17 protein-coding genes and 1 tRNA gene are annotated in these 11704 nt (G+C 57.8%); 12 read left to right on the top strand and 6 right to left on the bottom strand.

The window, feature by feature from the left end; all coding sequences use genetic code 11:
- The 8 genes from PMI40_RS03930 to PMI40_RS03885 form a co-directional block, all read left to right on the top strand.
- Positions 1 to 671: baseplate J/gp47 family protein (locus PMI40_RS03930; protein WP_008112322.1), on the top strand; the 671-nt coding region annotated here is incomplete at its 5' end.
- Complete coding sequence (locus PMI40_RS03925; protein WP_008112320.1) at positions 671 to 1333, top strand: hypothetical protein; 663 nt, start codon at positions 671 to 673, stop codon at positions 1331 to 1333. The genes PMI40_RS03930 and PMI40_RS03925, both read left to right, overlap by 1 nt.
- Before the next feature lie 53 nt (positions 1334 to 1386).
- Positions 1387 to 2505: a tail fiber protein gene (locus PMI40_RS24340; RefSeq protein WP_008112318.1), complete on the top strand. Its 1119-nt coding sequence runs from the start codon at positions 1387 to 1389 to the stop codon at positions 2503 to 2505.
- A 266-nt stretch (positions 2506 to 2771) separates the two neighbouring features.
- Entirely contained in the window at positions 2772 to 3116 is a 345-nt protein-coding gene (locus PMI40_RS03910) for a hypothetical protein (protein WP_008112316.1), read from the top strand.
- The gene (locus PMI40_RS03905) at positions 3104 to 3337 is read left to right on the top strand and encodes a hypothetical protein (RefSeq protein ID WP_157221435.1); all 234 of its coding nucleotides are present in this window, start codon (positions 3104 to 3106) and stop codon (positions 3335 to 3337) included. Before PMI40_RS03910 ends, PMI40_RS03905 begins: the two co-directional genes overlap by 13 nt.
- The gene (locus PMI40_RS03900; RefSeq protein ID WP_008112311.1) at positions 3334 to 3735 is read left to right on the top strand and encodes a DUF5675 family protein; all 402 of its coding nucleotides are present in this window, start codon (positions 3334 to 3336) and stop codon (positions 3733 to 3735) included. The genes PMI40_RS03905 and PMI40_RS03900 overlap by 4 nt, the downstream gene beginning before the upstream one ends.
- Complete coding sequence (locus PMI40_RS23680) at positions 3732 to 4004, top strand: hypothetical protein (protein ID WP_008112309.1); 273 nt, start codon at positions 3732 to 3734, stop codon at positions 4002 to 4004. Before PMI40_RS03900 ends, PMI40_RS23680 begins: the two co-directional genes overlap by 4 nt.
- Before the next feature lie 353 nt (positions 4005 to 4357).
- Positions 4358 to 4651 (top strand): hypothetical protein, encoded by a 294-nt coding sequence (locus tag PMI40_RS03885; RefSeq protein ID WP_040501626.1) that lies wholly within the window; start codon positions 4358 to 4360, stop codon positions 4649 to 4651.
- Positions 4652 to 5010: 359 nt separating this feature from the next.
- Here PMI40_RS03885 and PMI40_RS03880 read toward each other — a convergent pair whose 3' ends face one another.
- From PMI40_RS03880 to PMI40_RS03855, 5 genes are all read right to left on the bottom strand, one after another.
- Complete coding sequence (locus PMI40_RS03880; RefSeq protein WP_008112304.1) at positions 5011 to 5334, bottom strand: hypothetical protein; 324 nt, start codon at positions 5332 to 5334, stop codon at positions 5011 to 5013.
- Between the two features lie 477 nt (positions 5335 to 5811).
- On the bottom strand, positions 5812 to 6696 hold the full coding sequence (locus tag PMI40_RS03870) for a DUF2971 domain-containing protein (RefSeq protein ID WP_008112300.1): 885 nt from the start codon (positions 6694 to 6696) through the stop codon (positions 5812 to 5814).
- Positions 6697 to 6932: 236 nt separating this feature from the next.
- Positions 6933 to 7008, bottom strand: a tRNA-Thr gene (locus PMI40_RS03865).
- Between the two features lie 361 nt (positions 7009 to 7369).
- Positions 7370 to 7879 carry a DUF2726 domain-containing protein gene (locus PMI40_RS03860; protein WP_040501624.1) on the bottom strand — a complete coding sequence of 170 codons (510 nt, stop codon included), beginning with the start codon at positions 7877 to 7879 and terminating at the stop codon, positions 7370 to 7372.
- A 270-nt stretch (positions 7880 to 8149) separates the two neighbouring features.
- A complete protein-coding gene (locus PMI40_RS03855) occupies positions 8150 to 8440 on the bottom strand; it encodes a hypothetical protein (RefSeq protein WP_040501623.1) in 291 nt (96 codons plus the stop codon).
- A gap of 142 nt (positions 8441 to 8582) precedes the next feature.
- On the opposite strand from PMI40_RS03855, the gene PMI40_RS03850 reads away from it, so the two are divergent.
- Complete coding sequence (locus PMI40_RS03850) at positions 8583 to 9770, top strand: sensor histidine kinase KdpD (protein ID WP_008112289.1); 1188 nt, start codon at positions 8583 to 8585, stop codon at positions 9768 to 9770.
- 28 nt (positions 9771 to 9798) lie between these two features.
- Here the strand turns inward: PMI40_RS03850 and PMI40_RS03845 are convergent, their stop codons facing one another.
- Complete coding sequence (locus PMI40_RS03845; RefSeq protein WP_008112286.1) at positions 9799 to 10302, bottom strand: hypothetical protein; 504 nt, start codon at positions 10300 to 10302, stop codon at positions 9799 to 9801.
- Positions 10303 to 10517: 215 nt separating this feature from the next.
- Here PMI40_RS03845 and PMI40_RS03840 point away from each other — a divergent pair, with 215 nt between their 5' ends.
- From PMI40_RS03840 to PMI40_RS03830, 3 genes are all read left to right on the top strand, one after another.
- Positions 10518 to 10778, top strand: a complete 261-nt coding sequence (locus PMI40_RS03840; protein WP_008112285.1) for a hypothetical protein — start codon at positions 10518 to 10520, stop codon at positions 10776 to 10778.
- A gap of 33 nt (positions 10779 to 10811) precedes the next feature.
- Positions 10812 to 11045, top strand: coding sequence for a hypothetical protein (locus PMI40_RS03835; protein ID WP_008112283.1), 234 nt, complete (start codon positions 10812 to 10814; stop codon positions 11043 to 11045).
- A 140-nt stretch (positions 11046 to 11185) separates the two neighbouring features.
- A complete protein-coding gene (locus PMI40_RS03830) occupies positions 11186 to 11512 on the top strand; it encodes a hypothetical protein (protein WP_008112281.1) in 327 nt (108 codons plus the stop codon).
- Positions 11513 to 11704: the final 192 nt, after the last annotated feature.

Here is an 11704-nt window from a genome sequence, read left to right as displayed (position 1 = left end):
CGGCCGCTGCCGGCGCCGCCGGTAATGCCGCGATTGGCCAGGTCACATCGATCTCACAGGCGATCAGCTACATTGACACGGTGACGAATGCCGCGGCGTTCATTAACGGTACCGACGCCGAGACCGACGCGGCACTGCGCGTGCGTTTTGTCCTGTACCTGGCGTCGCTGGCGCGTGCGACGGCGGCGGCCATCGGGTTCGCCATCACCTCGGTTCGTACTGGCATCTCCTACAAGCTGATCGAGAACCAGCAGTACAACGGCGCGGTCGACAATGGCTATTTCTGCATCATCGTGGACGACGGTACCGGCTCGCCGTCTGCAGACTTCCTCAACACCATTGCCAACGCGGTCGACGCGTACCGCGGTTTCACCATCCGCTTCGGCGTGTTCGGGCCTGTAGTGCTGAATGCTGCGGTCACCATGACGACGACCATCGCGGCCGGCTACGATCCAGTCGCCACGCGTGCGCTCGCCCAGGTGGCGATCCAGAACTACATCAATGCGCTGCCGCTGGGCGGCATGCTGCCGTATTCGATCTTGTCGTCGCTGGCCTATGGGGCATCGCCGGGCATTACCAATGTGACAGGCGTGCAGCTGAATGGCACCACCGCCGATCTGGTGCCGAATGCCAAGCAGATCGCCAAGGCGTCTTCGGTGGTGGTGTCCTGATGGCAACCGGAGATAACGACGACCTGGTGCGGCGCCTGAAACAGGCGCTGCCGAATTGGTTCACCGACGAGACGCCGATCCTCGATGCGCTGTTTGCGGGGTTCGCGGCAGTATGGGCATTCATCTATTCGCTCTACACCTACGCGCAGTTGCAGACCCGAATCAAGACGGCGACCGACGGGTGGCTTGACATGATCGCGGCCGACTTCCTCGGCACATCGGTGATTCGAAAGGCAGGGCAGAGCGATGCGAGTTTCCTGAATGCGATCGTGATCAACCTGTTCCGGGAGCGGGGCACCCGGCAGGCGGTCGTGAAAGTACTGACCGACCTGACCGGACGGGCGCCAATCATCTATGAGCCGCAACGGCCAGAGGACACCGGCGCCTATCGCGCGCCAAACTCCGGATATGGCGCGGCCGGCGCCTATGGGTCGGTCCTTCTTCCGGCCCAGGCGTTCGTCGTGGCGTTCCGCCCGGCTACCAGTGGCATTCCGTATGTGGCGGGCTACGGCTCCACGCCGGCCGGGTATGGCGCGCCGTCGAGGGGCGAATATGCCTCGCTGGCCATGGTGCAAGGCGCCGTGACGGATGCCGAGATCTATGCCGCAATCGACTCGGTGAAGTGCGAGGGCACGACCGTCTGGACCGTTATCAAGTCGTAGAAAATTTAACCTCACAAGGCCCCTAACTACAGGGCCTTTTTCATTGGAGCACCATGGACCGCGTAATCATCTACCCGGGGCAGATTCCCCTGGAAACAGACCTGCTGCAGTCGAACAAAAACGCGATGATCGCGCTGTCGAAATTGGCGGCTGCCGTACTTGGCGCATCGACGTTGGTCAACGGTCTTGCTGTCGTACCGACTGGCCCGGCGTCCCTGAACGTGTCGGTCGGGCCCGGAGAGATCTACTCGCTGCAGAACATCGACAATGGCGCCTATAGCTCGCTTGCGGCTGACACAGCTCACCAGATCGTGAAGCAGGGCATCATGTTGGACGCCAAGAACCTCGCCTGCCCTGCGCCGGCCACGGTCGGCCAGAGCATCAACTATCTGGTGCAGGCGGCCTATGCGGACACCGATAGCGGCAATGTGGTCCTGCCGTATTACAACGCATCGAACTCGGCTACCGCGTATTCCGGCCCCGGTAACTCCGGCGCTGCCCAGTCGACAATGCGGCAAGGCCTGGTAACGGTCGTGGCCAAGGCCGGAGCGGCCGCCGCGACCGGCAGCCAGGCGACCCCGGCCCCGGATGCCGGCTATGTCGGCCTGTATGTCGTCACCGTGGCCAACGGGCAGACCACGATCAACTCTGGCCAGATCAACCCGTATGTGGGCGCACCGATCATTTCCGAGCGCCTGGGCGACAAGATTAGCCAAGCCACGGCCGACGCGCGATACGCGCGGGGTTCAGTGCTGCAGCCGGGAGATATCGTGGACGTGGCCGGCAACATATTGCCAGCTAACCGAATGTGGTGCCCGATCTCTCCGACCAACGTTTCGCGCACGACATATGCCGCGCTGTTCGCCGCCATCGGGACGACTTGGGGGGCGGGCGACGGTTCCACCACCTTCGGGTTGCCATACTTCCCGCCTGACTACGCTGGCTTGCATGCGAACGGCAACGTCGGGACATCTACCGTCGGTCAGGTAATCTCACACGTACACGGTTCTGCATCGGGTAACGGCTTCTGGGTGGACCAGCCGGGGCTATATACAGTCACCGCCGGTGGCGCAACCGCCAATCTGAATATTGCTCCCACGACGGCGAGCATCGGTGGGTCGGCGAACTTGGCAGCGGGTATGCGAATTCGCAAAAGCATCATTTTTCAATAATTGGGGTTGACTATGACTCGCTATATCACGGTCTATATTTTCGATGAAGCAAACGGAGCTTTTCTCTACCCATATGAGGCGCAGGAAAGCCCGCTTGAACCTAGCGTTTTTATCGAGCCAATCAGCTCTACTCGAATCGCCCCTCCACAGCGTGTCGACGGCCGTTGGCCTTTCTGGGCCGATGGGGGCTGGGAACTGCGCGAGATCCCAGCCCAGCCTTAATCGTGTTTGCCCGCCAAGAGCGGGCTTTTTTTATTGGGGGATGAATGTCGGAAGACATCGAGGAAGGGCGCCGTCGCCGCTGGTGGGACACGATCCTGAGCGCTCAGGGGATTGCCATCTTTCTGGCCGGCTGCCTGTTGAGCGGTTCGAAAAACTGGCTCGACACAGTCGAGCGTATCAGCAAGCTGGAAAACCGTGAGGTCGCCCAGGACGAGCGCATGGCACGTATCGAGCGCGAGCAGCAGCAACAGCGCGTAGATGCGAAAGAGCAGGTTCGAACCGTGCAAGAGCAGGTCACCGGCGTGGCCGGCGACGTCAAAGAGATCCTGCGCTACTTGCGCGACAGCAGCGCCAGCAAGCGGCCGGAACTAGGGAGGTGGTCAAAATGAAATTTCAATTTGTGGAAGACAAGGACGCCATTCATCGGCGATGGAGCGTGCGCTTGGCAAAGGTCGGCGCGGCGGCGATGGCAGGCTGGGCTGCACTGACGACCGCTGGCCTGGTTGGCGCGGTGCCGGCGTGGATAGCGCAAATCGTGGCCGGTGTGATCCTGGTGTGCGTCTGCGGTGCCGCGTATCTCAAGCAGCCCGAAAAGGAGTGCGAATCTTGAAATTACTTCTTCAGCGCGGCGCGGGTGAAAAAGACAGCACGCCTGGCCAGCTCTTCGTCGATGGCAGGTTCGAGTGCTTCACGCTGGAGGACTTCGTCCGCCGGCCCGGCGTCAAGGTGTACGGCCAGACCGCCATTCCGGCGGGCACCTATCAGGTGGTGGTGACCATGTCGCCGCGCTTCAAGCGCTTGCTGCCGCTGCTGCTCAACGTGCCAGGCTTCGAGGGGATCCGGATCCACACCGGCAACAAGGCGGCCGACACCGACGGCTGCATCTTGGTCGGTGATTCGCCCTCGGCGGGCTGGTTAGGCCAGAGCAGGGTGGCATTTGACCGGCTATTCGCCAAGCTGCAGGCGACCAGGGAGCCCATCACAATCGAGATAAGGCCGGCGCCATGATCGATCTCATCCTCAAGGTATGGCCATACCTACTGGCCGCCGGCGGCGCCGTCCTGGCGATCATCTTCAAGCAGAGCGCGGAAAAAACCAAGGCACAGGCCAAGCAGGAGGTCGCCGAGGTGAAGAAGCAGGATGCTGAAAAACAGGCCGCCGCTGCCCAGTCGGGCGCGGCCGCCGCCAAGGAGAGAACTGATGTCGAAAGCACTATTGCTGTCGCTCCCGCTGGCGATTCTGCTGGTAAGTTGCGCGACAACTGGAGCCGGGACTAAGCCCGACGCTTCCCCGGTCATCGTCGACAACGGTTGCGCCTGGGCCAAGCCCATCTACGTGAGCAAGGCCGACGTTCTGACGGATGGCACCGCCGATGCGATCCTCGCTCACAACGTTACCGGCGCGCGCTTATGTGGCTGGAAACCCACTGGCAAGAAATAGTAATGCGGCAATATTCCTATCCCTCGATTCCATGATTCTCGTCATGTGAGTCGAGGGATTTTTTCTTTTTATGGTTGCGTGCCGGCACCACAAAGACCCTTCCAAAAATGCCCCGATATGAATACTGTATATAAATACAGTATTTGGTGAGGGTGAAATGACGGGGCGGTGCAGTTGGAAGCCATTGTCGATGGAGTACTTAACGGCCGCGCGTGATCGCGCGATGGCCAATGGTGACAAAGAGTCGCTGGCCTTGCTGCGCGAAATTTCGCGGCTGCACTGGGTGCTGCTCACCACAAATCAGGTGCTTTCGTTGGTGGGCTCCGCCTATGGTGACAGGTCAGTGGCCAAGCTCAACGAGCTTCGCGCCATATTGGACAGGGAGCCGCCAATTCTGAAGCGAAAGGCATATTGGGTAGAAGCGCGCCGCCAGGAGACGATCGGAGTACCTAAGATCCGGCGCCCGCAGGACTTTGATCGATGATCGTGAGTAAATGGCAATTCCTTGAGATCCGAAAAGGCATGCCATGTGCGAAAAATGAGTGAAATGCGCAACACACGACTTACGAAAATTTCAAAGTCGCTTTCCCATCCTTGACGTCAGTTAAACCTCTGCTATATTGAACTTGCCGGCCCCCCAAGTTTTACCGGCCCTTTCGCTCCAAGGTCATCGGAGCATCAAGCCCTCGGTCTTCCCCCCAAGCGCATTAGGGACCGGGGGCTGTTCTTTTGCACTGCAAGAACGAAGCGCTATCGAATACATGCGGGGAGGGAGGGGCATAGAGCCCGACGGGCCAACGCGGTGACAGCAGGGCGTGCGACACGCCCTGCTGGATACCCGCACTATTTTTTGCCGGTTGGCATCTGAGGTGTGACTTCGTCAAAGCGAAGACTCTTTGGGAGCAGAGCGTTGACGCATGCCGAGTAATTCTGGATAAATGAATTACTGACATCTTGTCGAAGGTGGTACCCGAGACGAGCTTGATAGGACATCTCCAGGGTGCGCTTGAACTCGGGATTGTCTTTCACAAGAGGCATCAAACTTTGGATGAGGGTATCGTGCGCTTCTCGGACCGCGACATTCCACTCGATCATCTGGGCAAGCTGCGCGATCTGATGTCCTTGCTCCTGAATAAGCATGAGAGCGCTGTTGAGCTCATCTTTCATCGATATCCTTCGTAAATCTATCGAAAAATTCCTATTTGACCCATTGTAGCGTCGGAATAAAAAGGAGGACGGATGGAAGAGCGGTTTTCATATCAAAATCACGATGTCAGGGTCGAGACCGTCCAACCCCTGTTTGCCGACGGGTGGCTCTGGCGAATTAGCGTCGATGACCAGATCCAAGCTAGACCTGCTTGGAAAATCTGCAAGGGGCCGGAGCAGGCGCTGTCCCTGGGGATTAGCGAGGCTAAGCTGATTCTCGATGCGGCTGGCCAGATAGCCAAAGCTACGCGGAGCCCATGAGCTCGTCGGCCGCGCGTGCTGCCTGAGGTGCTCCGTGCTTCATATTTTTAAAATGACGGGTTTAAGGCAGCCACCTGAGGTGGTAGATCGACGCTGAATCTCTATCCAGCTGAACTGATGAAAGCGTGGCCGGCGGAGAAAGGATACGCCAGTAAATTGCAGCGTCCCTAGCGGCGTTTATTCGCGAAATCCGAGAGGACTTCGCGTTGTACGGCGCCCACGCCAACCAGCCGGTAGCGTCGAGTCAATCGATGAAATTCCTATATGGTAGTAGTGCTGCGAAAGCTGTGTTTGCATCATGTACAACGGATGCATTCCCTTTTCAATGCGCTGCTCGTTAATTTTCACCGCGTGCTGCTTTACCGAAAGTGGGCAGCGGCTTCCGAAAATAATTCCTTTGAGCATAGCGTGAGGAAGACTTAACGAGGTCTTCGCTTGCATCGGTCTAAGGATGCGCCATTCCTGTTCGTACTTCCACTCTTGAGATTTGAATTTAAAAGGTGCTAGATGATTAGTTTCTGGATTTCGATATTCCAACGTCTTCATCTCATCACCATATTCCACAGGAAAGAGTCCCTGTACGGCCTCGAACCCGGCGGGTAAATAAAACTGAAGACAGATGCCCTTGTGATCGTCGGCATAGTGTGACCACATCAGCATACTCCGCGCTGTCTCTGATAAGGAGTGGATGCCGGTGGTATCTATGATCTGGTCAAGAACTCTGCGCTGGCTTGCGATCTCGGAATCCGGGGTGCCCGCAGCGCGCCATAATGTCCGTAGGTCTTCATATGTACCGCCTTGGGATTTGACGAGTTCTGCGTATCGTTTCCATCGAATTTCGTCGGTCGCGGCAGGAGTAACCTGATATACGATATCCATGGGATCGTTGAACTGCGAACGCGATGACAAAAAAATCTCTGAGTCAAGCAGGGTCTTTTCTACCCATTTGTCTATCTGCGGTCGGTATTTGTAAAGGAAGATGGGATAGGGGCGCCTGGTGCGGACTGTAATTCGGCGCCGTTCTTCCCTTTCGGGCGCTCCGAGCAAAATAGATGGTTTCATCGCTGAGCTATGAATCAGTGTATTCCAAGTTGCTATCCGATACTCCGCCACCACTACGGCGTATGTTTTGGCGTAACTTCTTAGTGCATACGTATGCACTCATAGGAGAGCAGACCAATGCATCATCATGGTAAGCGGGCGGGAAATAGGTCCCCTCACTCATTCCAATTGGCCCCAAATTGGCCCCAGCGCATAAAGTAAAAAGCGGCCTGCATCGCTGCAAGCCGCTCCGGTACTGGTGCTGATGAGAGGAATCGAACCTCCGACCTACTGATTACGAATCAGTTGCTCTACCAACTGAGCTACATCAGCTGAAGGAGCGGAATTATAGCGCTTTCTTTTTTCTTCTTCCAGAGCAAGAGTTGTAAGTGGTTCACTTGATGGCACGCCCGCTTCCTCTGCGATCTTTCAGGCGATGCCTTAGTTTTGTCGTCGTTCCGTTTTCTTACAGCGATCAAGTTTTTAAGGCACGCTCCCAACCTTGGCAGCCATATTTACAGATCACATGTTTAAGTTTTTACCTATCAATTGTTGATAATTAATAGCAATATGCAATTTACAGATAAGCCTGCCTGGCCTTGTTCTGAGTATGTCCACCCGGATCAACAAATCCGTTCCTTAGTCTGAATTGCCTGGAACGCGCGATATCACAATGCGCTTGGCAAGCGTGGTTTTATGTCATCGGCTGCATCTGCATCAAGGTACTGGGGGCGACGCGAGCGGTTATGCCGAAGTCCTTTTGCAACGTCGCCGAGTCCGGTATCTGGCTGTATCTGACCACGCGATATCCGGCATCCGTGAGCAGCGTCTGCCGTTGGGCGTCTTTTCTCTCCCGGCCCTTGTGGCTCGCATCGTCCAATTCGATCACTGCAATTACCTCGAATGCTTTATTGAGGATTACAAAATCGGCCACCTTCCTGTCGAATCTGTTTCTGCCGGCTTGTGTTTTTGTTTTCAGCAGGGCAGAGAAGGCTACCTGTGCCAACACGATATGCCCCTTTAATACTTCGTCTAGCCTGAAGTACATCGCCTGCTCGCGGTTGGTTAGAGGCGGCTTTTTGGCGGGACTGTCCGTTTTGGTCGGAACACTTTTCAGGCCGGCCTTCTTTTTCGCTGCCGCCATGACAGCGAGGACAGCTCCCACAAACAATAGAAACAGCAAAGGCAAGAGTAGAGTTTTCATTTTTTCCCCCGGTGATTGAACGTTACGCATCGTAGCGTCGGGGTTCCATGAAACCGCCAATCCGTGAGAAATGTTGAAGAAATTGTTCGAAGATCAACCATCGCCCCTAGGGCCCACCTTGCCGCAGGTCGCCGGCACTTCGGCGGACTCGAGACAGCATTGATGCGAAGCGTCCGAAGTAGCTGGTGCGGTATTCAATAAATTCGATACCAACCAATAACCCTCCCAAAGAATCCTCAGCGGGGTTCGGACGCCGCACCTTCTGTTAGCTTACGACGCCTCCCGTCCTGGCCAAGCAAACAAGGAGTGCCGACAAATGAAGACCGACCTGCCCGGCGCCTCGCCAACAGTTAGACCTTCCGGCGTCCGCCGCTGCCAGCTATCGAAGGCGGCCAAGGCGGTTTTGGTGTCGAGCGTCGGCGCCGCTGGCCTGGCGGTGCTGTCGATGATGGCGAGTTGATCATGATCGGTGGGCTTCAACGCAACCGGCATCAGGCCAATCGGCGCGGCTTCGGGTTCTTGCTGCGGTGGCTGGATGCGCAACAGGGCGATGAAGAGCATACCGAGATCCTGTTATTGCTACAGGTGAGCCGCGTCAAGCCTGGATGAAAGCATGCATGGCGTCCGACCTGGGTAGGGCGATTCCCGGTGAAAAACGCGGCGGGGTGCTACGATAGTCGTTGTTGAGCCAGCCCTAGATTCCATGCCATCCATTCCCGTTCCTGACGTCAGCCTCGATATCCGCAATATCCAGGAGATCAGTGCCGTACCCACCATTCTTGAGGCGGTCGCTTCCATGACCGGGCTGGGTTTCGTATGTGTGGCGCGGGTCACCGCAAATTCGTGGACTACCTGCGCCGTGCTCGACAAGTTGTCGTTCGGACTCAAGATCGGCGACCAGCTCGATGTCACCACCACCCTGTGCGAGCAGGTAAGGGATACGCAGGCGGCAATCGTGATCGATCACGTGGCCGAGGATGCGCAGTATCGCGATCACCATACGCCCCGTATCTACGGGTTCCAGAGTTATTTTTCAGTGCCGCTGTTTCGGCCGGATGGCGAATACTTCGGCACGCTGTGCGGGCTCGATCCCCGGCCCTTGCAATTGTCCGCCTCGGGTATCACTGCCACGCTCAACTTGTTTGCCGAGCTGATTTCGCGCCAGCTGCATAGCGAGGCGGAGCTGTTGGCCGCTCGCAATGCGCTGCTGGGAGAACGTGAATCGGCCGAGCTGCGCGAGCAGTTCGTGGCGATCCTCGGGCACGATGTTCGTAATCCCCTCACTGCCATCGTATTGGGCACCTCGGCACTGCTGCGGCAAGAACTGCCGGAGAGCGCCCGCGCGATCGTCCGGCGCATACGCCGCAGCGCCGATCGGATCGATGCCCTGATGGAGGATGTCAGCGATTTCGCCCGTGGGCGCATGGGCAGCGGCATGCACGTCACCATCGAACTGTGCACCGACTTGCCGCAACGCTTCGAACAGGTGGTCGGTGAGTTGCGCATGGCATACCCGCAAAGCGTCATCAGGCTCGATGTCAACAACCCCGGCGCCTTGCGCTGCGAACCACGCCGTATCGAGCAGGTGCTGTCCAACCTGCTCAAGAATGCGCTGACCCATGGCGATGCCGGCTTGCCGGTGACGGTTGAGTCTGGCTGGCATGACGGTGAGTTCCGCCTGGCAGTATCCAATGGCGGGCCGGCTATCGCCGCCGATAAGCTGGACCAGCTATTCAAGCCGTTCTGGCGTGGCAACGGCGACGACCGTCATCGCGGCCTGGGGCTGGGCCTGTTCATCGTGGCCGAAATCGCCCGCTCACACGGCGCACGCCTCGACGTGCGCTCCACCGACCAGCAGACCGTGTTCGAATTCGCCATGCCGGCGGCATGATCGCGGCCGCTGCGGCAGGGCAGGGCGCCTAGTCGATCTTCTTGTCTTCGCGCTTGGCTTCGGCCATGGCGTCGGGTTCCAGTTCTTCGGCCGAACGATTCAGGTGCACGAACAAGCCCCATCCGGTCAGCAGCACGCCAGTGCCAGCCAGGAGGGCTGCCGCATATAACAGTTGCTCAAGGTCTTCGTGTACCGCGCGAAACGTCGCGACCAGTCCTTCGATGGCCAGGGCGACGATGACGACCACGAAGAAGCGCGACAGGAAGCGGCGCACCCGGGTAGGCGCGCTGATGTTGGCGTCGCGCACGACTTCTTCTTCGGTGATGGTCTCGGCAATCTGGAACGCCACGACGGCCGCTGCAAGGATGCCGATGGCCTCGATGAGCTCTTGCGCCTGGAGCAGACCCAATCCTTCGGTCAGCGCCATGAAGCCCATGCGGGCCGCAATGGCAATGAGGGCAATGGCGCCCAGGGCAAACAGGATGGCGATCACGCAATGCACGATGCCGAAGGCATGCATCATTTTTTTCATGGTGGTGGCGGCTTTCGGTCGATTTGATGTTGAGCATTGGACCAGCTCGGCATTCAAAGGTTTTGATGCGGCCGCGCCACCAGCTATTTTGTAATAGTTTCCGTACGGCATTGAATTTAGTGGAAGCCTTACGGTCTTATCTGACCTATGACGCAGAAATGTTAATTTAATAACAATTTAGAGAGCGTGCTTATTCAATAAGAAACGGAGCAGACATGCCGCACAACGCCGAACAATTCAGGAGCTTCAGTGCCGACTACATCCGCGAGGTGGGTGGTGAGAAATATACTTATGTCGCCAGGTTCACCCTGGGCGATACCATCAACTGGAATGCAGACATCACCCGGGATGACTTGCCCAAGGGCCATCTGGCCGGCAGTTTCCAGCGGGCCGGCTTTGGCGAGCCGGAGGTGGTGGGAGCCGTCAAGACCCTGATCGAGGAAGAGATCGAAGCCCAGAACGGTATCGACGAATAAGACCGGCCAGGCCCACCCGCGCAGGAGTTAGCGATGACCAGGAAAAAGCTGAGTGAAGATAGTTATATCGTCGAGATGAATCGTCGCCTGCAGGCGCACCCCCAGTATGAAGGCGGCATGGAGTTCTTGCCGCATCCGCCGGGCGCGGCCGGCGAAAGCGTGCTCGGTATTGCCTGGGCCGGCATCGTCTTCCACCAGGCCTATCGCGAGGTGCTGGAGTCGATGGAGCGTGATTTCGAGGTGGATTACCCACGCCGGCGTTTCTAATGGCCATGGCACCATGTGTAGGCGTTTGCCGGCAGGCCGCGCACATCGCTCCTACATCAACATCAGTCACTGTCGGATAGTGCCCTCCGGCATCAGCGCCTAATATGTTGTTTCCGACCACCAGTCAAGCGGAGGCAATCATGCCGCAGGCAGCCTGGAGCAACAAGCGAGAGCGTCAGTTCGAGCACGTCAAGGCTGGCGTGCTCAAGCGTACCGGCAGCAAGAAGCAGGCCGAGGAAATCGCTGCCCGTACCGTCAACAAGGAGCGTGCGCGCAACGGAGAGGCCAAGAAGGCCAGCAAGGCTTCGCTGGAGGATATGTCTTCGTCAAGGCGCGGTGGTCTGCGTTCCCATAAGGGAGCGGCCGGCAGGACGTACGCGCAGTTGTACGCAGAGGCGCGCTTTCGTAACTTGCCTGGACGTTCGGCAATGAACAAGGCGGCACTGGAGAAGGCATTGACGCGCTGACTGGCTACGCAGGCAATGTCGAGGTTGGCCAGGCGGTGCGGTGGCAATGCGGCACAGGCCATGCAATGACCAGAATCCCCTCTGTTAGAGCGGCATCCAAGATACAGTCGGATGGAGACGAGGCATCGAAGCCGGCTTCATCCGCAAGAAAACCAGCCAGTAGTAACCTGTCCTGGACAGGCCCCATGCAAA

This window comes from Herbaspirillum sp. YR522 (genome assembly GCF_000282575.1).
Classification (GTDB): Bacteria; Pseudomonadota; Gammaproteobacteria; order Burkholderiales; family Burkholderiaceae_D; genus Herbaspirillum.
The sequence above is the reverse complement of the archived record's forward strand: the minus strand, read 5'-3'. Positions and strand labels throughout refer to the sequence as shown.